This window comes from Mesorhizobium sp. WSM4823 (assembly GCF_055811195.1).
In genome coordinates this window covers 633,920-656,553 of the sequence record NZ_JBVVQL010000003.1, presented here as the reverse complement: position 1 = coordinate 656,553, position 22,634 = coordinate 633,920, and the positions used below count along the sequence as shown (strand labels likewise).

Sequence of the window (22,634 nt, the reverse complement as noted above, 5' to 3'; positions counted from 1 at the left end):
AGCGAATAGGAAAGAACAGAGTAACGGCGCGAACCAGGGAAAATCCCTACTCGCTATTCGCTACTCCCTATTCGCTCTGAAAAGGAGACGGAGCCAGGCTCCGCGGACAAAAATGGCACGACAAGATCAGGCCAACGACCAATTTTCGCTTACCTCTTTCCTCTATGGCGGCAATGCCGATTATATCGACGCGCTCTATGCCGCCTATGAGGACGATCCCTCTTCGGTCGACCCCGAATGGCAGGATTTCTTCGCGGCGCTGAAGGACGACGCCGGCGATGTCCGCAAGAACGCCAAGGGCGCCTCATGGGCCAAGCCCTCGTGGCCGCTGCAGGCCAATGGCGAATTGGTGTCGGCGCTCGACGGCAATTGGGGCATCGTCGAAAAGCATATCGAGAAGAAGGTCCAGGACAAGGCGGTGATGAACGGCGTCGCGCTTTCCGACGCCGACGTACATCAGGCGACGCGCGATTCCGTGCGCGCCATCATGATGATCCGCGCCTACCGCATGCGGGGCCATTTGCACGCCGATCTCGATCCGCTCGGCATCGCCAAGCCGCTTGAGGACTATAACGAGCTATCGCCGGAAAATTACGGCTTCACATCAGCCGATTACGATCGCCCGATCTTCCTCGACAATGTGCTCGGGCTCGAATTCGGCACGATCCGGCAGATGCTGGACATCCTGACCCGTACCTATTGCTCGACGCTCGGCGTCGAGTTCATGCATATTTCCGATCCCGAAGAAAAGGCCTGGATCCAGGCGCGCATCGAGGGTGCCGACAAGGAGATCTCCTTCACCGCCGCCGGCAAGAAGGCGATTCTGCAGAAGCTGGTCGAGGCCGAAGGCTTCGAGCAGTTCATCGACGTCAAGTACAAGGGCACCAAGCGCTTCGGCCTCGACGGCGCAGAGGCGCTGATCCCGGCACTGGAGCAGATCGTCAAGCGCGGCGGCCAGCTCGGCATGAAAGAGATCGTGCTCGGCATGGCGCATCGCGGCCGGCTGAACGTGCTCTCCCAAGTGATGGCCAAGCCGCATCGCGCCATCTTCCACGAGTTCAAGGGCGGCTCCGCCGCACCCGACGAGGTCGAAGGCTCAGGCGACGTGAAGTACCATCTCGGCGCTTCGTCGGATCGCGAGTTCGACGGCAACAAGGTGCACCTGTCGCTGACCGCCAATCCCTCGCATCTGGAAATCGTCGATCCGGTGGTGATGGGCAAGGCGCGGGCCAAGCAGGACTCTCTGTTCGGCCGCAGCCGCGAGGAGATCGTGCCGCTGGAAGAGCGCGCCAAGGTGCTGCCGCTGCTCCTGCATGGCGACGCCGCCTTTGCCGGCCAGGGCGTGATTGCCGAAATCCTCGGCCTGTCGGGCCTGCGCGGCCACCGCGTCGCCGGCACGTTGCATTTCATCATCAACAACCAGATCGGCTTCACCACCAATCCGCGCTTCTCGCGCTCGTCGCCCTATCCGTCCGACGTGGCCAAGATGATCGAAGCGCCGATCTTCCACGTCAATGGCGACGACCCGGAAGCCGTGGTCCATGCCACCAAGGTGGCGATTGAATTCCGCATGAAGTTCCACAAGCCTGTCGTGGTCGACATGTTCTGCTACCGCCGCTTCGGCCACAATGAGGGCGACGAGCCGGCCTTCACGCAGCCGATCATGTACAGCAACATCCGCCGTCACAAGACGACGGTGCAGATCTATGCCGACCGGCTGATGGCCGAAGGCCACATCACCCAGGCCGAATTCGACAAGATGAAAGCCGACTGGCGGGCGCATCTCGAGTCCGAATGGGAGGTCGGCCAGCACTACAAGCCGAACAAGGCCGACTGGCTGGACGGCGCCTGGTCGGGCCTGCGCACCGCAGACAACCAGGACGAACAGCGGCGCGGCAAGACCGCCGTGCCGGTCAAGACGCTGAAGGAGATCGGCAAGAAGCTGACCGAGGTGCCGAAGGACTTCGAGGCGCACAAGACGATCCTGCGGTTTCTCGAGAATCGCCGCCAGGCGATCGAGTCGGGCGAAGGCATCGACTGGTCGACGGCCGAGGCGCTGGCCTTCGGCGCCATCCTGCTCGACGGCAATCCGGTCCGGCTGTCCGGACAGGATTCGGAGCGCGGCACGTTCTCGCAACGCCACTCCGTGCTCTACGACCAGCGCGACGAGACACGATACATCCCGCTCAACAACCTATCGGCGGCGCAAGCCGGCTTCGAGGTCATCAACTCGATGCTGTCGGAAGAGGCCGTGCTCGGCTTCGAATATGGCTACAGCCTGGCCGAGCCGAAGGCGCTGACGCTTTGGGAAGCCCAGTTCGGCGATTTCGCCAACGGCGCTCAGGTGGTGTTCGATCAGTTCATCTCTAGCGGAGAGCGCAAGTGGCTCAGAATGTCGGGCCTCGTCTGCCTGCTGCCGCATGGCTATGAAGGGCAGGGGCCGGAGCATTCGTCGGCCAGACTTGAGCGCTTCCTGCAGCTTTGCGCCGAAGACAACATGCAAGTGGCCTACTGCACGACGCCGGCCAACTACTTCCACATCCTGCGCCGGCAGTTGAAGCGGGATTTCCGCAAGCCGCTGATCCTGATGACGCCGAAGTCGCTGCTGCGCCACAAGCGGGCGGTGTCGACATTGCCGGAGATATCGGGCGAAAGCGCGTTCCACCGGCTGTTGTGGGACGATGCCCAGCAGCTCCCCGGCCAGGCGATCAAACTCACCAAGGATTCGAAGATCCGCCGCGTCGTGCTCTGCTCGGGCAAGGTCTACTACGACCTCTATGAGGAGCGCGAGAAGCGCGGCATCAACGATATCTATCTGCTGCGTGTCGAACAGCTCTATCCGTTCCCGGCCAAGGCGCTGATCACCGAACTGTCACGCTTCCGCAACGCCGAGATGGTGTGGTGCCAGGAGGAGCCCAAGAACATGGGCGCCTGGTCGTTTATCGATCCTTATCTGGAATGGGTGCTGGCGCATATCGACGCCAAACATCAGCGGGTACGCTATACCGGCCGGCCGGCCGCCGCGTCGCCGGCGACCGGGTTGATGTCGAAGCATCTCGCCCAGCTTGCCGCCTTGCTCGAAGACGCGCTCGGCGAATAGAACAGAGCTGGGCGAATAGAACAGAACCGACAGAAAACGGACAGGCACAATGGCTACCGAAATCCGCGTCCCCACTCTTGGCGAATCCGTCACCGAGGCGACGATCGGCAAATGGTTCAAGAAGGTGGGCGACGCGATCGCTACCGACGAACCTCTGGTCGAGCTCGAAACCGACAAGGTGACGGTGGAAGTGCCGGCCGCGGCGGCAGGAACGCTCAGCGAGATCGCGGTCAAGGAAGGCGAAACGGTCGAAGTCGGCGCTTTGCTCGGCATGATTTCGGCGGGCGACGGGGCACAAGCGGCAGCACCTGAAGCCGCGAAGGCGTCAGCTCCTGAACCTAAGCAAGACGCGGTATCGCAGGCGTCGGCGCCGACCGCCGCATCCACCGTCAAGCAAGCTGCGGCCGAGACCGCCAAGATCGCAGGCGATGCCGGACCGATCGAGGCGCGCACGATGCCGCCGGCGCCAGCGGCGGCCAAGCTGCTGGCCGAGAGCAATCTCGCGGTCGACCAGGTCTCGGGTTCCGGCAAGCGCGGCCAGGTGCTGAAAGGGGACGTGCTCGACGCAATCGCCAGGGGCGCGCCGTCGCAGCCGGCCGAGACGCCGAAGGCGCCCGCACCGGTCGCTGCCCGTGCGCCGTCCTCGGCCGATGACGCTTCGCGCGAAGAGCGCGTGCGCATGACCAAGCTGCGGCAGACCATCGCGCGCCGGCTCAAGGAAGCACAGTCGACCGCCGCCATGCTGACCACCTTCAACGAGGTCGACATGAGCGCGGTGATGGCGCTCAGGACCAAATACAAGGATGTGTTCGAGAAGAAGCATGGTGTGAAGCTGGGCTTCATGGGCTTCTTCACCAAGGCCGTCACCCATGCGCTGAAGGAGATACCTTCGGTCAATGCCGAGATCGACGGCACCGACATCATCTTCAAGAACTACGCCCATATCGGCGTCGCCGTCGGTACCGAAAAAGGCCTCGTCGTGCCTGTCGTGCGCGATGCCGACCAGATGTCGATCGCCGAGATCGAGAAGGATATCGGCAGGCTGGGCATCGCCGCGCGTGACGGCAAGCTGTCGGTGGCGGATATGCAAGGAGGCACGTTCACGATTTCAAACGGCGGCGTCTATGGCTCGCTGATGTCGACGCCGATCCTCAACGCGCCGCAGTCCGGCATTCTGGGCATGCATAAGATTCAGGAGCGGCCGGTGGTGGTCGGCGGCCAGATCGTGATCCGGCCGATGATGTACCTGGCGCTCTCCTACGATCACCGCATCGTCGACGGCAAGGAAGCGGTGACCTTCCTGGTCCGCGTCAAGGAAAGCCTGGAGGATCCGGAGCGGCTGGTGCTGGATCTGTGAGCCGCGCCGGTCGCACCATGGCTGACTGGCCGGGTTCCGTGCGCCGATTGTTTCAACGTGGACTCGTCTGGCTGGGCATTTTTTCCGCCCTCCCGCCGGTCGCTTCGGCGGCCGATTGGGACGTTTCCAAGGAAAGCAGCAATCTCGGCGTCTTCGCTCTCAGCGATGCCGAGATGGCGGAGCGGAAGATCACCGTCACCCCGATCGGTGAGCTTGAGCTACCGACGGGCGAAATCGTCGCCTGCGATCCGCTGATCACCTACCTAAGCCGGCCTACGTTTAGCCGCAAGGTCAAACCAGGACGCTACCCGGTCACGCTGCTCCAGGCGCAAGGCCGCGTTGCCGCGGTGATCTTGCGGTTCCGTTCCGGCGTGCCGGAGCGCTGGGAATTGGCCACCTTCGCCCGCGAGGACGCATCGAACTGGAAGTCTGGATTTATCGTGGATGACGCGGTTGCGTCGCTGATGGACAAATCGGTTCTGACGCTAATGTCCGACCCGGAGGAACTCAACGGCTATCTTGCTGACGTTGCGTACTCTCTCGACAGGTTCGGCATGGATAATCCGGTTGATGGGAACCCCCTGAATATCGCCATGTTCGACACTGGCTGGGGTGACGGGATTTATCCTTCATTCTGGGGGCTGGACGCAGCCGGAGAACCAATATTGCTGATGACCGATTTTGGTGTTCTGGAAAACGCCGATGGTCGCGAGAGCGAGTAAGCAGTCTTGATGAGAAGCGCTCAGCCGCTCACCATTGGATGTGTCGCGGGGGTGCTGGCCGCCGTGGGCTTGGCCTCGGCAAATGCGCAAGCGGCCTGCCCACTCGAGCTCTCCGTCTATGGCGATACCGAAAACACCGCCGAGATCGATTTCAGGCCAACTGGGGAATCGGCCGTCGTCACCAACACGTTCAAGATGGTGTTCGACAACAGCGTCGCGCTCGACGGCATCGTCATGTGGACGGAAGGCGTGGCGCGGCCGCATGGTTCGCTGATGTACAAATGCCCGACGGGCGACGTCACCGGCGACGAGCTCGCCGCCTGCACTTTGTGGGAGGGGGTCATCTACAGTGCTGACGATAAGGGCAACATAGCCCTGCTGCCGGCCGAAGGCGTGGACGCGCCGAAGACTCTTATCTTGCCCGACCTCGGCCCGTCCCTGCAGATGTCGGCCGCCTATGGCACCAATGGATTTTCGAAAGTGCCGTCGGATGTTTTTTCGTTGAAGGGCTGTCAGGAATGAGCGCGACCAAAAAAGTGCTGCTGGTGACCGGCGGCAGCCGCGGTATCGGCGCGACCACGTCCAGGCTTGCCGCCAAGGCCGGATACCGTATTGCGGTCAACTATGCTTCCAATGAGGCTGCGGCCACTGCGCTTGTCGAGGCGATAGAGCAGGATGGCGGCGAAGCGCTGGCCATCAAAGGCGACGTCGGCAGCGAGACCGATATTCAGGCGATGTTCGAGAGGATTGATCACGTCTTCGGCCCGCTCGATGCGCTTGTCAACAACGCCGGTGTGGTCGACCGGAGGGCGCGCGTCGACGAAATGAGCGGGGCTAGGTTGGAGCGCATGATGCGCATCAACGTCATTGGCTCGATGCTGTGTGCCCGCGAAGCGGTGAAACGGATGTCGACCAGCCATGGCGGCAAGGGCGGCGCCATCGTGAATATTTCCTCGATTGCTGCGAGAATCGGCGGGTCGGGCGAATATGTCGACTATGCCGCCTCGAAGGGCGCGATCGATTCCTTCACCATCGGCCTGGCGCGTGAAGTGGCCGGCGAAGGCATTCGCGTCAACGCAGTCAGTCCAGGCATCATCGACACCGAAATTCATGCCTCCGGCGGACAGCCGGATCGGGTCGAGAGGATGCGTCACGTCGTACCCATGCAAAGGGCGGGGACCACCGAAGAGGTCGCCGCGGCAATTCTCTGGCTCCTGTCGGACGGGGCGTCCTTTACCACAGGCGCGAATTTAGAAGTGGGCGGCGGCCGCTAATCCCAGCCAAGGCTGAGTGCCAGACCAGAAGGACAGTATCATGGCTTATGACGTCGTTATCATCGGATCGGGACCGGGCGGCTATGTCTGCGCCGTCAAGGCGGCGCAGCTCGGCCTGAAGACGGCGGTGGTCGAGAAGAACCCGACCTTCGGCGGCACCTGCCTCAATATCGGCTGCATCCCGTCCAAGGCGCTGCTGCATGCCTCCGAGATGTTCGCCGAGGCCGGCCATTCCTTCGACGCGCTGGGCGTCGAAATTGGCGCGCCGAAGCTCAATCTGAAGAAGATGATGGCGCATAAGGATGCGACCGTGGCGTCCAACGTCAACGGCGTCGCGTTCCTGTTCAAGAAGAACAAGATCGACTCGTTCCGCGGCACCGGCAAGGTCCTGTCCGCCGGCAAGGTCTCGGTGACCGGCGAGGACGGCAAAGTCGAGGAGATCGAGACGAAGAACATCGTCATCGCCACCGGCTCCGACGTCGCCGGCATTCCCGGGGTCAAGGTCGACACCGACGAGAAGGTGATCATGTCCTCGACCGGCGCGTTGGCGCTGGACAAGGTGCCGGGCCATCTGGTGGTGGTCGGCGGCGGCGTCATCGGGCTGGAGCTCGGCTCGGTATGGGCGCGGCTTGGCGCCAAGGTGACGGTCGTCGAGTTCCTCGACACGATCCTCGGCGGCATGGACGGCGAGGTCGCCAAACAGTTCCAACGCATGCTGTCCAAGCAAGGCATCGAATTCAGGCTCGGTGCCAAGGTGACCGGTGTCGCCAAAGCCAAGAAGGGTGCCACCGTCACCTTCGAACCGGTCAAGGGCGGTACGGCTGAAACGATCGATGCAGACGCGGTGCTGATCGCGACGGGACGCCGGGCCTATTCGGACAGTCTCGGGCTGAAGGAGGCCGGCGTCGAGGTCGACGAGCGCGGCCGGGTCAAGACGGATGGCCATCTCAAGACCAATGTGCCGGGCATCTACGCCATCGGCGACGTCATCGCCGGGCCGATGCTTGCCCACAAGGCCGAGGACGAGGGGGTGGCGGTGGCGGAGATCATTGCCGGCCAGGCCGGCCACGTGAATTACGAGGTGATCCCGAACGTCGTCTACACCAGCCCGGAAATTGCCTCAGTGGGAAAGACCGAGGAAGAGCTGAAGGCGGCCGGCATCGACTATAAGGCGGGCAAGTTTCCGTTCAGCGCCAACGGCCGGGCGCGCGCCATGTTGCATACCGATGGCTTCGTGAAGATCCTGGCTGACAAGCAGAGCGACCGCGTGCTCGGCGTCCATATCGTTGGCTTCGGCGCCGGAGAGATTATCCATGAGGCGGCGGTGCTGATGGAGTTCGGTGGGTCCTCGGAAGATCTTGCCCGTACCTGCCACGCTCATCCGACGATGTCGGAAGCGGTGAAGGAAGCGGCACTGGCCACGTTCTTCAAGCCGATTCATATGTAGGTCTTCCTAACCTATTCCGGCGGCCATCTGACGGTTCAAAGCAAAACGGCCCGCTTCTCAGCGGGCCGTTCGTATTTTGAAGTCAGCAGCCGATCACTGCGGGGCTGGTGCTGGCGCCGGAGCAGGCGCTGGCTCAGCAGGCGCCGGAGCAGGTGCTGGGGCAGGCGCCGGCTCTGCAGGGGCCGGTGCTGGCGCAGGAGCTGGCTCTGCGGGCGCCGGAGCAGGCGCTGGTTCAGCTGGCGCTGGGGCTGGCGTGGTGGCCGCTGGCGGTTCAGCAGGCGCTGGCGGTTCACCGCTTCTTCCAAAAATATAATAAGCGACAATAGCCAGAATAACGACAACCAGGGCAATCAGCCAGCCGCTGCCGCCGCCACCCGTCTTGGGAGGGGGAGTCGGAGTGGTGTACGGGTCGTTTGGATTCGCCATAAAAGTGTCCTCCGTGGATGAAAAGCATCAATCAACACAACTCAACGCGCAATCGTTGAACAGGTTTCACGCTAGGAATCGAAAACGCCGAAAACAGGGCAATCTTACACCCGGAATCGTTTATCCGCGCGCATTTTCTTCGCAAACTGCCGGCGATCGAGCCAAAACGAACCTTTTCTACCCTCTTGCGCGGAGACGCGGCTTGCATGATTCGGGAAGGCGTCGACCGAAACCACGTGTTGCGGGATCCGCAACTCAACCGTGCAACTAGTCGACGGCAGTGACGGTGTAGCCGGCCCGGCGGAAATCCTCGACCAGGCCTTCCGCCCCGGGAAGGTGCATGGCGCCGACCGCCATGAAAGCGTTGCCCCCGGCGAGGATCGGCCCGGCATGATCGACCATCACCTTGTTGCGGCTGGTGATCATGGTTTTCTCGAAGGCGGCATAGCCCGCCAAATCGTCTTCGTCGCCGGGAAGGACGGCACGAAACAGCGGCCAGAACATGCCGATGTCGCCGCGCTGGTAAAGCACGATCATGGTTTCGTTGACGTCGTTCATTCTGTCGCCGAGCTTCAGCGTTTCGACCAGGCCCTTCATGTGAAAAGCGAGTGGCAGCGAGGCCATCGCGCGAAGCTGATCGGCGACAGTCTCCAGACCATCGACGGTCTTGCCTGAGGCTTTGGCGTCCTCCGCGAGCTTGATGTCGAGCACCGGCGCACCGCCGGACTGGCGGGCCAGTTCACAGGCCGGGAGCGCGACCAATGGTAGACAGCATCCACGGCTTCATCTTGGCAACGCTCGCCGGCGGGATACCGCGCGCGTCGAGTGCCTTGTTCACGGTCGCCGCATCGTCCGGCGACAGCAGCGAGGACAGCGTGGTGCTGTCGGTGAACATCATCAGCTCCGGCTCTTTCAGGAACGCCGCCATCATCTTCTGCTGATCGAGCACCTCCGTAGTCTCGATGACGACAGTGTCGGCGGCATCAAACGCCCTTTGCGCGGCGGGCGGCAGCGTGGTCACGCGCGGGTCGGTCACGTGCATGGTGCCAAACAGAAAGGATGGTCTTTCGCCCGCCCTTTCCAGTTTCCACAACAGGCCCTTGCCGTTCGGTATCGCGGCCGCTTCGGTCTCGATCTTGCGGTAGGTGGCCGGGTCGTCCTTCTGCAATGCCAACAGCATGTCGGCGCCGGGGCAGACCGGGGTTTCGGCACGCGCCTTGCCGGCGGCGAGCAGCGCAACGATGAGGAAAGCGAGAAAAAACAAGACGTTGACCGCCACGAGCAGCTTCAGCGACGCAAGGACCGTGCGGTCGGCGATGGCAATGACACGTTTCATGACTCGCTTTTAGGTTCAAAGGACGGTGAAACGGTTAATCGGTCGAGCAAAATTGTCTCGGATCAGGCCCACGGCTCGTACCTTGTTCGCAGCTTTGAGAAATCATGCGTAGGTTACGCCCTGGGATGGGACGCCTCATAGATTTCGAGCAGCCTGGCGGTGTCGACGCCGGTATAGATCTGCGTCGTCGACAGGCTGGCGTGGCCCAAAAGTTCCTGGATGGTGCGCAGGTCGCCGCCGCGCCCAAGCAGATGCGTGGCGAAGGAATGACGCAAGGCATGGGGCGTGGCGGTGTCGGGCAGATTGAGTGCCGAGCGCAGCTTGGCCATGTCGCGCTGGACGATGGCCGGGTTGAGCGGTCCGCCGCGGGTGCCGCGAAACAGCAGGCCCTTCGGGTCGAGATGCCAGGGACAGAGCCGGCGGTATTCGGCAATCGCCCGCAGCGCCACCGGCAGCACCGGTACCAGCCGCGTTTTGCCGCCCTTGCCGGTGACGCGCAGCACCGTATCGCCAGGTGCCGACAGATCGGCGCCCGACAGGCCGAGCGCCTCGGAAATGCGCAGGCCCGAGCCGTAGAGCAGCGTCAGCACGGCTGCGTTGCGGGCGGCGATCCACGGCTCCTCCGCCAGCTGGCCTTCCACCGAAACGACGTGTTTCGCATCGCTGGCCGTCAGCGGCTTAGGCAGCGACTTCGGCTGCCGCGGGGCGCGCAGTGCCGCGGCACCCGCAGCGTTGACGAGGCCGCGCCGCTCCAGAAAACGCAGCAGCGAACGGATGCCGGCGAGCCCCCGCCCGAGCGTGCGGGCACCGGCGCCTCCGGTACGGCGAGCGGCGAGAAAGCCGCGCAGATCGGCTGGGCGCAGATCCGCGATATCGGAAATGCCGGGCGAGCCGCCGCAATGGCCAGTCAGGAAATGCAGGAACTGGCGGGTGTCGCGCTCATAGGCTTCCACGGTTTCCGGCGACAGTCGGCGTTCGCGCGCCAGCATCTTCAGCCAGGTTTCGCGGGCCGCCTGTAGGTCTGGTTTGGCTGGAATAAGAAATTCCTGCATTGGGCTCTTCCGATATTCCGTTCTTGCAATTCGTTCTTCCAATTCCGGGCCATCTTCCGGCAGCCGGGTTAGGAAGCGGTGAAGAGCCGCGTCATTGAAATGACAAGAGGGTGGAGCTAGAGCAAGGCAAAGGATTTTCCGCCGATGACCAAACCGCAAAACCCCGTCCAGATGGCCGTGATCGGCGCCGCCCACGGCATCAAGGGCGAATTGCGCGTGAAAACCTTCACCGGCGACCCGCTGGCGCTGGCCGACTACGGGCCGCTCTACGCCAGGGACGGCCGCGCCTTCCAGATCGTCGACATCAGGCCGGCCAACACCGTCGTCGTAGTGCGCTTCAAGGGCATCAGCGACCGCAACGCCGCCGAGGCGCTTGCCGGCACGGAATTGTTCGTCGACCGTTCGATGCTGCCCGACGATGGCGAAGAGGACGAATTCTATCATGCCGACCTCGTCGGGCTGACGGTCCGGGACGATACCGGTGCTGACATAGGCAAGGTCGTGGCGGTACATAATTTCGGCGGCGGCGACATTCTCGACGTGACGCTTGGCGAGCGCAAAGGCGTGCTGATCCCGTTCACGCAGGCCGCCGTGCCTGACGTGTCGATCAAAGAGGGTTTCGTCCGCATCGATCCGGCGGCGGCGGGCCTGATCGATGACGAAGACGGCGATGCTCCCGGCCACGACGGTTTCGACCCCAAGGGCAGGCCACGCGGACCCAGGGATGCCGGGGGCAACCGGTGAGTTTTTCCGCCTCGGTGCTGACGCTCTATCCCGAGATGTTTCCCGGCGCGCTCGGCCTGTCTCTGGCCGGCCGTGCGCTGGAGGCTGGCACGTGGTCACTGGAAGCAATCCAGATCCGCGATTTCGCCAGCGATCGCCATCGCACCGTCGACGATACGCCGGCTGGCGGCGGCGCCGGCATGGTTATGCGCGCCGACGTTTTGGCCAAGGCGATCGACCATATCTCGCCACCGGGTGATCCACGGCCACGGCTGCTGATGAGCCCGCGCGGCAAGCCGCTGACGCAGGCTCGTGTGCGCGAACTGGCTACCGGGCCGGGTGCGGTGATCGTCTGCGGCCGCTTCGAAGGCGTCGACCAGCGGGTGATCGACGCGCGTGGGCTTGAGGAGGTCTCGGTCGGCGACTTCATCCTGTCCGGCGGCGAGCCGGCAGCGCTCGTGCTGCTCGATGCCGTGGTGCGGCTGTTGCCCGGCGTGATGGGGAACGCGGTGTCAGGCGATGAAGAGAGCTTTGAAAACGGCCTGCTCGAACATCCGCACTACACGCGGCCGCAGGAATTCGAGGGCCGGCAAATCCCCGAGGTTCTCACCTCGGGCAATCACAGGAAGATCGCCGCATGGCGGCGCGGCGAATCGGAGAAGCTGACCAAGGAGCGGCGGCCTGATCTGATGGAGCCTAATCCATCCCGATAGAATCGGGATGGGCTCCATCTTCCTGTTTGACCGTGGTCTTTTCCGAAAACCGGATTCCACTTTTCGGGATCATGGTCGAGCCGCTCACCCCTTGGTGAAATAGTAAAAGGCCAGGAACACGCCGACCCCAACGACGAAGCCGCGGACGGCAATTTGCGGCACGCGCTTGGCGATCCAGACGCCGGCATAGCCGCCCAGCGCGCCGCCCGGTATCATGATGATCGCCTGCGGCCAGGCGATCACCCCGCCGGAGACGAAAACCAGGATGGCTATTGCCGCGATGATCACGGCCAGCATGTTCTTCAGCGCGTTCAGGCGGTGGTAGTCGCCGGGCTGGGTGAGGCCGAGCGTCGCCAGCATCATGACGCCCATGCCGGCGCCGAAGAAGCCGCCATAGACCGCGGTCGCGAATTGCGCCAAGGAGCCGACCAGCGAACCTACCGCGGCCTCATGCCCCGGCTTGGGCGCCGGTTTCAGCCACGGCCCGGCGGCGAACAGCGCCGTTGCCGCCAGCAGCAGCCACGGCACCAGCACGCGGAACGATGGATTGTCGAGCGCCAGAAGGATGAGCGCACCGGCTAGCGCGCCGAAAGCCGATATGACGCCGAGCAGCGACGCGGTGCGCCAGAAATGCTTGATGTCGGACCAATAGGCGAGCGTCGAGGTGATATAGCCGGGAAACTGTGTCACCGACGAGGTGGCGTTGGCGACGATCGGCGGCAAGCCGACCAGCGTCATGGCGCCGAAGGTTATGAACGTGCCGCCGCCGGCTATCGCGTTGACGGCACCTGAAAGAAAGCCCGCGACAAAAAGCAGGGCCGCATCGAGAATTGGCATGGAGGACATTGCCGCCGGAGGAAAGTTTTACCCCGCTTAAAAAGCTTGAGCCTTCGACGCAACCCCCGCGCTGAAAGATTGCAGTGTCGGCCAGCGACCAAAAAAGACACGGCGAAGGCGTGACAAAGCGTCGAAATAGCTGTATGTGCCCGCCGAACCGGAAGAAAAATCTGCCAAGAGCGATCTTCTGGCCCGTCAACAATGGCGGTGTAGTCGCCCCTGCCCGATGTTCTCGAACCCAGATGTTCTCGAGCAAAGGGCATAGCCAAGCGGTCAAATGGAACTGCAAGGCGAGTGTCGGACGCTCTGACTGTCGGAAGAACAAGAAGTGGATTTGTAGAGATGGACATCCTCCGTCAGCTCGAGGCCGAACAGGCCGCCAAGATCGAAGCCAAGCGCAAGCTTCCCGAATTCCAGCCCGGCGACACCGTGCGCGTCCAGGTCCGCGTGACCGAAGGCACCCGTACCCGCGTCCAGGCTTATGAGGGCGTCGTCATCGCCCGCGCCGGCGCCGGTTTCCAGGAGAGCTTCACCGTTCGCAAGATTTCCTACGGCGAAGGCGTGGAGCGCGTGTTCCCGGTCTATTCGCCGATGGTCGAGGGCGTCGAGATCGTGCGCCGCGGCAAGGTGCGTCGCGCCAAGCTTTACTACCTGCGTGATCGTCGCGGCAAGTCGGCCCGTATTTCGGAAAACACCGGCGTGCGCGCCCGCAAACTGAACGATGAGGAGCGCGATGCGCTAAACGCCGAGAAGGCCCGCATCGAGGCCGAAAAGGTGGCCGCCGCCCAGGCGCTGGCTGCCGAGAAGGCAGCACAGGACGCTGCCGAGAAGAAGGCCGCCGACGAGGCCGCCAAGGCTGCGGAAGCGGCTGTCGCCGAATAAGTTTTTTCAACAACCATGCTTCGGAAAGGCGGCTTCGGCCGCCTTTTTCGTTTTGGAGGAGAAGACCTCCCGGGCATGGATCGTTGCGCAAGCGCTCGGGTATAGCATGGGAATCCGTTCTCGAACGACGCGGCGCATCGGATCGGCTTGCAAGCAGCCTGCGGAAAGCTAAAGTCGGCGCCGGATTTTCCTGTAGCCTCGATCATGTCGAGGCCGTTCAAGTTCTCGGGGATATGTCATGACCAAATCGAAACTATTGTTGGCCGGCCTGTTGGCACTGGTTCTCGCGCCCGTCGCTGCCCTGGCGCAGGCGCTGCCCGATCTCGGCGGCAAAAAGGTGGTGGTGGTGACGGAAAACGCCTATCCGCCGTTGCAGTTCATCGACGCCAAGACCGGCAAGCAGATCGGCTGGGAATATGATGCGATGAATGAGATCGCCAAGCGGCTGAATTTTCAGGTCGAGTACCAGAACACGTCCTGGGACGCGATGATCCAGGCGGTTTCCGACAACCAGTTCAACATCGGCATGACCGGCATCACCATCAAGGACGACCGCAAGCAGAAAGTCGACTTCTCCGACCCCTATATGCGCTCGGAACAGTTCATGCTGGTGCGCGGCGACGAGAAGCGTTTCACCGACGCCAAGACGTTCGGCGCTTTCAAAGATGGGCTGATCGGCGCGCAGGCCGGCACCACGCCCTTCTACACCGCCGTCTACAGCGTGCTCGACGGCAATGAGCAGAACCCGCGCATCAAACTGTTCGAGACCTTCGGTGCGACGGTGCAGGCGCTGAAGACCGGCGACGTCGATGTCGTTTTGACCGACGGCACCGCCGGCAAGGGTTATGTCGAGGCGTCCAATGGCGGGCTGAAACTGATCGGCGGCCCGCTCGGCACCGAGGATTTCGGCTTTATTTTTCCGAAAGGCTCGGATCTGGTGAAGCCGGTCAATGCGGCGATCGCCGCACTAAAGGCCGACGGCACGTTCGATGCGCTCAACAAGAAATGGTTCCTTGATTACAAGATGGGGCAGTAGGGATCTTGTTGCGCGCGTTGAGTGATGCGCACGAATTCGCGCTGACTCTGCGCCAAGCTACCCCCCTCTGTCCTGCCGGACATCTCCCCCTCCAGGGGGGAGATTGGATTTCACATCGGCTTTCGCCAATTTTCACCGTTGCAGAATGGGCAGCGACGCCAACGCTGCCAATCTCCCCCCTTGAGGGGGAGATGGCCGGCAGGCCAGAGGGGGGCGACTTGGCGCGACGTTGTTTCGTCGGCGCGCCCTGATGGCAACGCCGGCATCTTCCACCGCAAAATCCGACTTCCCCTGGTGGCTTGCGGTGGCGGCGGCACTCGCAGTCGCAGCCGCCCTCTTCATCGCCGCAAGCGACCTCTATGCCCAGGTCTTCGCGACCGTCGCCAAGGGCATCGGCATCACTGTCTTCGTCACAATGGTTGCCTTCGCGCTAGCCTCCGCAATCGGGCTCGGCATTGCGCTGATGGGACTGTCGGGGTCGCGCTGGCTGCGCCAGATCGCCCGCTTCTATGTCGAGATCATCCGCGGCGTGCCGATGCTGGTGCTGTTGTTCTGGATCGCTTTTGCCGGCGCGCCGGCCTTCGTCGCGGCGTGGAACGCGTTGACCGCGCCGTTGCAAAGCGCCGGCCTGCTCGGTGAACTGCTGGTGCGCGACGTGTCGCTGTTGTGGCGCGCCATCATGGCGCTGACCATCGGCTACTCGGCGTTCATCTCGGAAGTCTTCCGTGCCGGCATCCAGGCGGTCGAGAAGGGGCAGATCGAGGCGGCGAAGGCGCTGGGGCTGACGCGCACGCAGAGCTTCCGGCTGATCGTGTTTCCGCAGGCGATCCGCACCATCCTGCCGCCGCTCGGCAACGATTTCGTCGCCATGGTCAAGGATTCCTCGCTGGTCTCGGTGCTCGGCGTCGCCGACATCACCCAGATGGGCAAGATCTACGCCGCTGGCTCGTTCCGTTTCTTCGAGACCTATTCCATCGTCGCCTATATCTATCTCATCCTAACGGTTGGCTTATCGCTGGCCTTGCGGGCGCTCGAGAAGCGGCTGCGCCGTCAGCATGAGCAATAGAAGGCAGGCGAAGACGGCGCTACGATCGACGTGTCCGCTGCGGAGGAGTTGACCCCATGAATATCGATAAAGCCAATGCGGCGCTGGAGTCCGTCTATACGGCCGATACACCGGAAGCGCTGGCGCAAGCCTATGCCGGATGGGCTGCGACCTATGACGGCGAAACCGCATCGCTCGGCTACCTCCTGCCGTTCCTGATCGCCGCCTGGGTGGCACGCCATGTGCCGGCAGGCGAAGGGCCGCTGCTCGACGCCGGCTGCGGCACTGGCCTGTCGGGACCGTCACTCAAGGCGCTGGGCTATCAGGACATTGCCGGGCTCGACCTGTCGGAGGACATGCTGAAAATCGCCGGCAGTCGGCAGGCCTACAGCGAGCTGAAACAGGCGATGCTTGGCGGCCCGCTGCCCTGGCCCGACGGGTATTTCCGCGCCTTCTTCTCGACCGGCGTGTTCACCATCAGCCATGCACCGGCGTCCGGCCTGCATGAATTGGTGCGCATCACCAAGAAGGGCGGCCACGCCATTTTCACCGTTCGCGATCAGGTGCTCGAGAGCGGCGGCTTTCAGGCCGTATTCGATGAGCTGGAGCAGGCGAAGAAATGGCGGCCGGTCGAAGAAAGCCCATGGTTCCGCTGCTATGCCGTCGCCGAGCCCGCGGCGCTGGTGAAGACCTTCGTGTTTGAAGTGGTTTGAGGGGCGCTTTCTTCCTTCTCCCCTTCTTGTGGGAGAAGGTGGCCGAGCGAAGCCCGGTCTGACGGGGGGTGTTGCAGCTTGGTGCCAATGCGCTCCGGCCAGCGCCCCTCTTCCGTCTCGGCGCTAAGCGCCGATCCACCTTCTCCCACAGGGGAGAAGGGAAAGCAGCGCCACACCCGACCAATTGCCGAAAAGCCAAAACATTGATATGAGCCACGCCATGGAACAGCTTTTTGGCGATCCGGCCTACAAGGGCTTCGTGCTGCAGGACAGAAAACGCCTGCCGTCGCGATTCTCCGCGCGCGTTTCCGGCGCTCTGACCAGCCGACTTCGCTAGGCCTTGTTCGCCGGCTAGCCGGCGCTTGTCCCTTCTCATTTTCATATCGACGGATTTACGCACATGAGCGCACCGCGCACCCTCTACGATAAGATATTCGACGACCATGTCGTCGACCGCCAGGACGACGGCACCTGCCTGCTCTATATCGATCGTCACCTCGTCCATGAAGTGACCAGCCCGCAAGCCTTCGAAGGCCTGCGCATGACCGGCAGAAAGGTCCGGCATCCGGAAAAGACGCTGGCCGTGGTCGACCACAATGTGTCGACCTCGCCCGAGCGCAAATTCGGCATCAAGAACGAAGAAAGCCGCATCCAGGTCGAGGCGCTGGCCAAGAACGCCAAGGATTTTGGCGTCGAATATTATTCCGAGAAAGATATCCGCCAGGGCATCGTCCACATCATCGGTCCGGAGCAGGGCTTTACGCTGCCCGGCATGACCATCGTCTGCGGCGATAGCCACACCTCGACGCACGGCGCCTTCGGCGCTTTGGCGCATGGCATCGGCACCTCGGAAGTCGAGCATGTGCTGGCCACGCAGACGCTGATCCAGCGCAAGGCCAAGAACATGCTGGTGCGCGTCGACGGCGCGCTGCCCGAAGGCGTCACCGCCAAGGATATCATCCTCGCCATCATCGGCGAGATCGGCACTGCCGGCGGCACCGGCTATGTCATCGAATATGCTGGCGACGCGATCCGCTCACTGTCGATGGAAGGCCGCATGACCGTCTGCAACATGTCGATCGAGGGCGGTGCCCGGGCCGGTCTGATCGCGCCCGACGAGACGACCTTCGCCTATGTCAAGGATAAGCCGCGCGCGCCGAAGGGCGAAGCGTGGGATGCAGCACTCGCGTACTGGAAGACGCTGCAGTCCGACGAAGGCGCGCATTTCGACAAGGTGGTTGTGCTCGACGCGGCGAAACTGCCGCCGATCGTCTCCTGGGGTTCTTCGCCTGAGGACGTCGTTTCGGTCCAGGGCATCGTGCCGAATCCCGACGATATCACTGATGAGAACAAGCGCACCTCCAAGCAGCGCGCCCTTGACTATATGGGCCTGACGCCGGGCACCAAGATCACGGACATTGCGCTCGACCGCGTCTTTATCGGCTCCTGCACCAACGGTCGCATCGAGGATTTGCGCGCCGTCGCCAAGGTGGTCGAGGGCAAAAAGGTCAGCCCGCATGTCGATGCGATGATCGTGCCGGGTTCCGGCCTGGTCAAGGAGCAAGCGGAGGCCGAAGGTCTCGACAAGATCTTTGTCGCGGCCGGCTTCGATTGGCGCGAGCCGGGCTGCTCGATGTGCCTTGCCATGAATGACGATCGCCTGAAGCCGCATGAGCGCTGCGCCTCGACCTCGAACCGCAATTTCGAAGGCCGTCAGGGCTTCAAGGGCCGCACCCATCTGGTGTCGCCCGCCATGGCGGCGGCGGCGGCGATCGCCGGCCACTTCGTCGATATTCGGGAGTGGAAGTAGATCTGGCGTGAGTGGAAATAATTCGGCCCGCCACAGTTCGTATATGAGTGCATGCCAGAACCCGAACCGCGATGCGGTTCGGGTTTTCTTCACGCCGGGCGCCTTATGAACTCATGGAATTGCTCACGCCGGCCGGGTTGCTCCGCAGCCACTACGAGCGCCAGCTGACGTTCGTCGAAGAGCTTGAACCATTCGTCCCATTCGACCAGTTCGTAGCCGCCCGCATTGACCGGACGTTCGCCCTGATCCTGGTCCTGATAAGCGTGCTGGCCGAAGACCAGCCTCAGCATGGCTTGCGTTCCCGTCTCGGGCGACACGTCGACGATCGCCGGAAATCCGGCGCGCGCCGCGACCCATGAGCGAATTGCTTCGTGATCGGTCAGCATGATCGTATCGGCCATGAAAGCGTCTCCATCGATTGCTGCTGGAAAACGCCGATCGCGGTTTCAAGTTCCGTGCAGCAGCTTCATGGGCGGACGCCGCGTATATTCGACTTTGCTTACCTGCTTGTTTGGGTTTAACCGCTTGTTTGGGCTTCCGCCCTAAGGTCTTCCCTGGCGGAAGCGTGGGGGGTCACGGTCCTTTGGACACCGGTTTGCTGGTAGCGTTGCTCAATCCGACGATCGCGCTTGCGCTCGGCGCGGTGTTTCTCGTGCTGTGGTTCTATCAGCGCCACCGCCCCTATCTGGTCGTGCTCGCCGCCAGCTACTCGCTGTCGGCGGCCGGGTTCCTGTTCCAGTACTTTACCCTGCCTGTCGGCATGGCGCCGACCAAGCTGCTTTCCAACACATGCTTCACCTTTGCCGCCTGCTGCCTCTGCAGCGCGATCGTGGCGCGCTACGGGCGGCGCGTGCCCTATGTCGGGATCGGCGTTCTAGCGGGCGGCGGCCTGACCGCATTCTGCTGGTTCCTGTTCGTTCAGCCGGACCTCACTTGGCGGATCCTGGCGATGAATTTCGGCTTCGGCGGCCTCAGTCTGCTTGTGGCGGCAGAACTGCGCCCGGTGCGCGGCAGGGGTCCGACGGAAATGATCCTGTTCGTGCTGTCGCTGCTTTCCGGCCTGAATTTCTTCGTGCGGACACTGGCCGTCATCATCGCGCACGGACCCTTCACAAGCTATGACGGCTTTTACGCCTCATCCTACTGGACGACGGCGCTGCTGTCGCATGCGCTGCTGTCGCTGCTCATCGCGCTTTGCCTGTTCTGCGCGGCGGCGCTCGACGTGATGAAGGCGCTGAAGGCCGAGGCGTATACCGATCCGCTGTCGGGCCTGCTCAACCGTCGCGGTTTCGAGGAGCGCGCCAAGCTTCTCTTGCAGCACTGCGCCACCGCTAAACTGCCGGTCGCGCTGGTGGTCGCCGACCTCGATCATTTCAAGGCGCTCAACGACCTTCACGGGCATGCGGCGGGCGATCGCGTGATCGCCGACTTCGCCGGCAAGCTTCTATCGGCTGCCGGCACGCGCGGCGTCGCCGGCCGCATCGGCGGCGAGGAGTTCGCCGTGCTTTTGCCGCTGAGCGACCTCGGCGCGGCAAGGCTGTTTGCCGAAGCCATTCGCACGCTCTATGCGGCGGGCAGCGTCGACGGGCTTCCGCCCGGCACGAGAGTAACCGCGAGCTTCGGCGTGGCGGCCCGTACCGGCGACGAAGCACTGGAGCCGCTGATGCGCCGCGCCGACGAGGCGCTCTACAAAGCCAAGAGGAATGGCCGCGACAGCGTGCGGCTATCTTATGAACGGCCGGAATCGGTATTTGTCGCAGAACCGCTCACAGCGGCGGATCGTTCGCGCTTGGGTTCGCATTAACGTCTTTTTCGCCCGTCCGTGATTTGCTTTCGTAAAGAGTGCGAGAAACACATGGGCGGCGCAGAGTTCATCCTTGCAATCAACCTGCTCGTCGCCGGCCTGCTGGCGGCTGCCTTCATGACCATCTCGTTCTACGATGTGGCGCGTGCATCGGCACGCTGGCTGGTCTTCGGTTATCTGCTCGGGATGACCTACTTCGCCATTGAGTTCAGCATTCCGGTCTTCGACAATGCGCGACCCGCGGTCGTCACGGCTTTTGCCGTTTTCCTCGGCGCCACCATCGTCTTCAATGCTGGGCTCGCCCATAAGTACGGCGTGGCGATCCCCTGGCGTCCGATGCTCGTCTTTCTGCTTGCGGCCACCGTTGCAGTGTATCTTGTGCAGGATATGCCACGTCAGTCGCTCGCCCGCATGATGGCCTACCAACTCCCCTATGCGGCCATGCAGTTCGTCGGCCTCGGCCTCGTCTGGTCGTCCAAGCAAAAACGCGACTGGCTCGACCGCGCTCTGATGGCCGTTCTGGCGGCCAGTGCCCTGCAATTCGTGAGCAAGCCGTTCATCGCCCACGCATTGGGGGGCTGGGGCATCAATCCGCAGGCCTATCTGCAGAGCAACTATGCTCTGGTGTCGCAATCGCTTGGCACGGTATTCGCCATGACGGTCGCGCTTCTCATTCTGGTCATTTTGGTCCGTGACGTGCTCGCCGAGGCGACGTCGAAGTCGGAGACGGACACGCTATCAAGGTTGCTCAACCGAGGCGGCTTCGAACGTCATGCCGAACTCGCGATGCGTGATGCCGTGCGCAAGGGTATTCCGGTCGCCCTGGTCATCGCCGACCTCGATCATTTCAAGAGCATCAACGACGGTTTCGGCCACGCATCCGGCGACCGGGTCATCGGTGCCTTTGCCGGCTTCCTGCGTGATGCGGCCGCTGATCATCACGTCGCCGGCCGCATCGGCGGAGAAGAGTTCGCCATCATCCTGCCGGGAACCAATCTCGCCGCTGCGCGGCTCCTCGCCGAAGGGATGCGCAGCGCTTTCGGTGCCTTGCCGATCGACTGTTTGCCGGTGGACCATCGGTGCTCCGCCAGCTTTGGCGTTGCCGAGCTTCAACTGGGCGAGGGTTTCGCCGATCTCATGCGGCGTGCGGACGGCGCGCTCTACCAGGCCAAGCGCGGCGGGCGTGATCGCGTGCGTATCTCGTTAGGGCCAGCCCTGCAAACGCCGGTGGCGACGCCTGACAGAATCAGCGGCACGGGCTGAGTTCGGGCATCTCGCCGTCGGAAAGCCCGTACATATAGCTGCGGCCTTTTACGAAAACCGGCGGCCTGTAGCAGTCGCGGCGGCTGACATCGTCCGATTCGTTTTCATAGATGATTTCGGGCTGGCCGGCGCCGGTGTAGTCCGACAATTCCTTGGCCAGCTTGCCCTCGCCAACGAGGATGCGCTTGTAGCCGGCAGCGCTCTCGATGACCAGATTGCCGAAGGAATCGGCGTAGACGCGGTCGTGCGTCCCGGCGAGTGCCGGTGCCGCGAAGCCGATGGCCACCGCCATCAAGATGAGCGTCGAAAAGCGCGATCTGCCTGAGTTCGAACGCATGGCGTCCTCCATTTGTCAGAGGCGAACTTCCTCTGACTCAGAAATTAACCTTTTATTAACCTTTGTTAAGAGGCAAGCCCTGCCGGCCGTCAGGTCTCGGCAAACATGGTTAATATCCGGCGCCCTGGGCGGCCGCGGTCATCTTTCGGCCATGCTTGCCCGCACCATCGCAGCCGGCGCGGGTGATCTTGGCCAAGCATTGCGGCTGGATTGACGCGCAGGGAGGCAGCAGCATATGGCGTTAAGCCGGACGTTTCGGGTGACGCTTGCCCATATCCCATTGCTGATCACCGTTGCCTGCGTGTCGCAGACCAATGCGCCAGCCACCGCGACCGATTCACCACAGCCACGCACCGCCACTTACACCTGCGCCGATGGTACCAGGATCACCATCGAAAACCTTGGCACCTCGGTGCGCGTGCTTGGCCCAGACGGCGCCAGCGAGGACCTGCCTGCCTCACCCGCCAATCAAAGCAGCCGCTTTGGCCAGGCGCATGACGCAATCGTGATCGACGGGCGCGATGCGCTGGTGATGAAGGGCGGGAAGACGCCGCTGACCTGCAAGCGTTAAATCAGTTTACCGCACTGCAGCAAACATTGCGCCGGCTTTGGGTCGCGCCCTAATCGATTGAAGCAAAGACCCGCCCTTTTGTCAGACTAAATTACGTTTTCGAAACGGTTTTCTGGCTTTGACGCGGTGCAAAAAGAGCATTAGAAACCGGCTGTCCGAAGTCGCAACCGGAAGCGGTAACGCCGC

At 62.8% G+C, this 22,634-nt stretch carries 21 protein-coding genes and 1 pseudogene; 17 read left to right on the top strand and 5 right to left on the bottom strand.

The features are described 5' to 3' along the window. Positions 1–112 precede the first annotated feature (112 nt). The 7 genes from AC0L26_RS11940 (at position 113) to AC0L26_RS11910 (ending at position 8,226) form a co-directional block, all read left to right on the top strand. Complete coding sequence (locus AC0L26_RS11940) at positions 113–3,100, top strand: 2-oxoglutarate dehydrogenase E1 component (RefSeq protein WP_354490420.1); 2,988 nt, start codon at positions 113–115, stop codon at positions 3,098–3,100. 49 nt (positions 3,101–3,149) lie between these two features. Then, positions 3,150–4,457 (top strand): 2-oxoglutarate dehydrogenase complex dihydrolipoyllysine-residue succinyltransferase, encoded by a 1,308-nt coding sequence (odhB, locus tag AC0L26_RS11935; protein WP_473632682.1) that lies wholly within the window; start codon positions 3,150–3,152, stop codon positions 4,455–4,457. A 17-nt stretch (positions 4,458–4,474) separates the two neighbouring features. Next, on the top strand, positions 4,475–5,179 hold the full coding sequence (locus tag AC0L26_RS11930) for a DUF4241 domain-containing protein (protein ID WP_473632681.1): 705 nt from the start codon (positions 4,475–4,477) through the stop codon (positions 5,177–5,179). A gap of 9 nt (positions 5,180–5,188) precedes the next feature. Then, the gene (locus AC0L26_RS11925; RefSeq protein ID WP_473632680.1) at positions 5,189–5,701 is read left to right on the top strand and encodes a hypothetical protein; all 513 of its coding nucleotides are present in this window, start codon (positions 5,189–5,191) and stop codon (positions 5,699–5,701) included. After that, positions 5,698–6,453: an SDR family oxidoreductase gene (locus AC0L26_RS11920; protein ID WP_473632679.1), complete on the top strand. Its 756-nt coding sequence runs from the start codon at positions 5,698–5,700 to the stop codon at positions 6,451–6,453. Before AC0L26_RS11925 ends, AC0L26_RS11920 begins: the two co-directional genes overlap by 4 nt. A gap of 40 nt (positions 6,454–6,493) precedes the next feature. Next, positions 6,494–7,900 (top strand): dihydrolipoyl dehydrogenase, encoded by a 1,407-nt coding sequence (gene lpdA, locus AC0L26_RS11915; protein ID WP_473632678.1) that lies wholly within the window; start codon positions 6,494–6,496, stop codon positions 7,898–7,900. 107 nt (positions 7,901–8,007) lie between these two features. After that, positions 8,008–8,226 (top strand): hypothetical protein, encoded by a 219-nt coding sequence (locus AC0L26_RS11910; RefSeq protein WP_473632677.1) that lies wholly within the window; start codon positions 8,008–8,010, stop codon positions 8,224–8,226. 367 nt (positions 8,227–8,593) lie between these two features. Here AC0L26_RS11910 and AC0L26_RS11905 read toward each other — a convergent pair. Together AC0L26_RS11905 and AC0L26_RS11900 are read right to left on the bottom strand one after the other, a co-directional pair. Continuing rightward, a pseudogene (locus AC0L26_RS11905) lies at positions 8,594–9,662 on the bottom strand (TraB/GumN family protein). A 113-nt stretch (positions 9,663–9,775) separates the two neighbouring features. Then, the gene (locus AC0L26_RS11900) at positions 9,776–10,714 is read right to left on the bottom strand and encodes a tyrosine recombinase XerC (RefSeq protein ID WP_473632676.1); all 939 of its coding nucleotides are present in this window, start codon (positions 10,712–10,714) and stop codon (positions 9,776–9,778) included. Between the two features lie 144 nt (positions 10,715–10,858). On the opposite strand from AC0L26_RS11900, the gene rimM reads away from it, so the two are divergent. Both rimM and trmD read left to right on the top strand, forming a co-directional pair. Then, positions 10,859–11,458: a ribosome maturation factor RimM gene (gene rimM, locus AC0L26_RS11895; protein ID WP_352928743.1), complete on the top strand. Its 600-nt coding sequence runs from the start codon at positions 10,859–10,861 to the stop codon at positions 11,456–11,458. Beyond that, positions 11,455–12,150 carry a tRNA (guanosine(37)-N1)-methyltransferase TrmD gene (gene trmD / locus AC0L26_RS11890; RefSeq protein WP_473632675.1) on the top strand — a complete coding sequence of 232 codons (696 nt, stop codon included), beginning with the start codon at positions 11,455–11,457 and terminating at the stop codon, positions 12,148–12,150. Before rimM ends, trmD begins: the two co-directional genes overlap by 4 nt. A gap of 84 nt (positions 12,151–12,234) precedes the next feature. On the opposite strand, the gene AC0L26_RS11885 is transcribed toward trmD, so the two are convergent. Beyond that, positions 12,235–12,987, bottom strand: coding sequence for a sulfite exporter TauE/SafE family protein (locus AC0L26_RS11885; RefSeq protein WP_473632674.1), 753 nt, complete (start codon positions 12,985–12,987; stop codon positions 12,235–12,237). A gap of 342 nt (positions 12,988–13,329) precedes the next feature. Between AC0L26_RS11885 and rplS the strand changes: the two genes are divergently transcribed. The 5 genes from rplS (at position 13,330) to leuC (ending at position 18,473) form a co-directional block, all read left to right on the top strand. Then, positions 13,330–13,869, top strand: a complete 540-nt coding sequence (gene rplS / locus AC0L26_RS11880) for a 50S ribosomal protein L19 (protein ID WP_095484904.1) — start codon at positions 13,330–13,332, stop codon at positions 13,867–13,869. Between the two features lie 238 nt (positions 13,870–14,107). After that, positions 14,108–14,905: a transporter substrate-binding domain-containing protein gene (locus AC0L26_RS11875; protein ID WP_473632673.1), complete on the top strand. Its 798-nt coding sequence runs from the start codon at positions 14,108–14,110 to the stop codon at positions 14,903–14,905. Between the two features lie 250 nt (positions 14,906–15,155). After that, positions 15,156–15,971 (top strand): amino acid ABC transporter permease, encoded by an 816-nt coding sequence (locus tag AC0L26_RS11870; protein ID WP_473632672.1) that lies wholly within the window; start codon positions 15,156–15,158, stop codon positions 15,969–15,971. 56 nt (positions 15,972–16,027) lie between these two features. After that, entirely contained in the window at positions 16,028–16,663 is a 636-nt protein-coding gene (locus tag AC0L26_RS11865) for a class I SAM-dependent DNA methyltransferase (protein WP_473632671.1), read from the top strand. 400 nt (positions 16,664–17,063) lie between these two features. After that, the gene (gene leuC / locus AC0L26_RS11860) at positions 17,064–18,473 is read left to right on the top strand and encodes a 3-isopropylmalate dehydratase large subunit (RefSeq protein ID WP_473632670.1); all 1,410 of its coding nucleotides are present in this window, start codon (positions 17,064–17,066) and stop codon (positions 18,471–18,473) included. An 89-nt stretch (positions 18,474–18,562) separates the two neighbouring features. On the opposite strand, the gene AC0L26_RS11855 is transcribed toward leuC, so the two are convergent. Beyond that, positions 18,563–18,874, bottom strand: coding sequence for a hypothetical protein (locus AC0L26_RS11855; protein ID WP_352928730.1), 312 nt, complete (start codon positions 18,872–18,874; stop codon positions 18,563–18,565). A 182-nt stretch (positions 18,875–19,056) separates the two neighbouring features. On the opposite strand from AC0L26_RS11855, the gene AC0L26_RS11850 reads away from it, so the two are divergent. Further along, on the top strand, positions 19,057–20,277 hold the full coding sequence (locus AC0L26_RS11850) for a GGDEF domain-containing protein (RefSeq protein WP_473632669.1): 1,221 nt from the start codon (positions 19,057–19,059) through the stop codon (positions 20,275–20,277). A 51-nt stretch (positions 20,278–20,328) separates the two neighbouring features. Beyond that, the gene (locus tag AC0L26_RS11845; protein WP_473632668.1) at positions 20,329–21,540 is read left to right on the top strand and encodes a GGDEF domain-containing protein; all 1,212 of its coding nucleotides are present in this window, start codon (positions 20,329–20,331) and stop codon (positions 21,538–21,540) included. Here the strand turns inward: AC0L26_RS11845 and AC0L26_RS11840 are convergent. Beyond that, positions 21,524–21,877: a hypothetical protein gene (locus AC0L26_RS11840; RefSeq protein WP_473632667.1), complete on the bottom strand. Its 354-nt coding sequence runs from the start codon at positions 21,875–21,877 to the stop codon at positions 21,524–21,526. The genes AC0L26_RS11845 and AC0L26_RS11840 overlap by 17 nt on opposite strands. Before the next feature lie 235 nt (positions 21,878–22,112). On the opposite strand from AC0L26_RS11840, the gene AC0L26_RS11835 reads away from it, so the two are divergent. Further along, entirely contained in the window at positions 22,113–22,448 is a 336-nt protein-coding gene (locus AC0L26_RS11835) for a hypothetical protein (RefSeq protein WP_473632666.1), read from the top strand. The last annotated feature ends 186 nt before the right edge of the window (positions 22,449–22,634 follow it).

Excerpts from the sequence above, each read along its gene's own strand:
- AC0L26_RS11925 (WP_473632680.1), top strand. The coding sequence starts at position 5,189 with ATGAGAAGCGCTCAGCCGCTCACCATTGGATGTGTCGCGGGGGTGCTG.
- rplS (WP_095484904.1), top strand. The coding sequence starts at position 13,330 with ATGGACATCCTCCGTCAGCTCGAGGCCGAACAGGCCGCCAAGATCGAA.
- AC0L26_RS11835 (WP_473632666.1), top strand. The coding sequence starts at position 22,113 with ATGGCGTTAAGCCGGACGTTTCGGGTGACGCTTGCCCATATCCCATTG.
- leuC (WP_473632670.1), top strand. The coding sequence starts at position 17,064 with ATGAGCGCACCGCGCACCCTCTACGATAAGATATTCGACGACCATGTC.
- AC0L26_RS11870 (WP_473632672.1), top strand. The coding sequence starts at position 15,156 with ATGGCAACGCCGGCATCTTCCACCGCAAAATCCGACTTCCCCTGGTGG.
- AC0L26_RS11930 (WP_473632681.1), top strand. The coding sequence starts at position 4,475 with ATGGCTGACTGGCCGGGTTCCGTGCGCCGATTGTTTCAACGTGGACTC.
- AC0L26_RS11900 (WP_473632676.1), bottom strand. The coding sequence starts at position 10,714 with ATGCAGGAATTTCTTATTCCAGCCAAACCAGACCTACAGGCGGCCCGC.
- AC0L26_RS11885 (WP_473632674.1), bottom strand. The coding sequence starts at position 12,987 with ATGCCAATTCTCGATGCGGCCCTGCTTTTTGTCGCGGGCTTTCTTTCA.
- AC0L26_RS11865 (WP_473632671.1), top strand. The coding sequence starts at position 16,028 with ATGAATATCGATAAAGCCAATGCGGCGCTGGAGTCCGTCTATACGGCC.
- AC0L26_RS11855 (WP_352928730.1), bottom strand. The coding sequence starts at position 18,874 with ATGGCCGATACGATCATGCTGACCGATCACGAAGCAATTCGCTCATGG.
- AC0L26_RS11875 (WP_473632673.1), top strand. The coding sequence starts at position 14,108 with ATGACCAAATCGAAACTATTGTTGGCCGGCCTGTTGGCACTGGTTCTC.
- AC0L26_RS11920 (WP_473632679.1), top strand. The coding sequence starts at position 5,698 with ATGAGCGCGACCAAAAAAGTGCTGCTGGTGACCGGCGGCAGCCGCGGT.
- AC0L26_RS11940 (WP_354490420.1), top strand. The coding sequence starts at position 113 with ATGGCACGACAAGATCAGGCCAACGACCAATTTTCGCTTACCTCTTTC.
- AC0L26_RS11840 (WP_473632667.1), bottom strand. The coding sequence starts at position 21,877 with ATGCGTTCGAACTCAGGCAGATCGCGCTTTTCGACGCTCATCTTGATG.
- lpdA (WP_473632678.1), top strand. The coding sequence starts at position 6,494 with ATGGCTTATGACGTCGTTATCATCGGATCGGGACCGGGCGGCTATGTC.
- odhB (WP_473632682.1), top strand. The coding sequence starts at position 3,150 with ATGGCTACCGAAATCCGCGTCCCCACTCTTGGCGAATCCGTCACCGAG.
- rimM (WP_352928743.1), top strand. The coding sequence starts at position 10,859 with ATGACCAAACCGCAAAACCCCGTCCAGATGGCCGTGATCGGCGCCGCC.
- AC0L26_RS11845 (WP_473632668.1), top strand. The coding sequence starts at position 20,329 with ATGGGCGGCGCAGAGTTCATCCTTGCAATCAACCTGCTCGTCGCCGGC.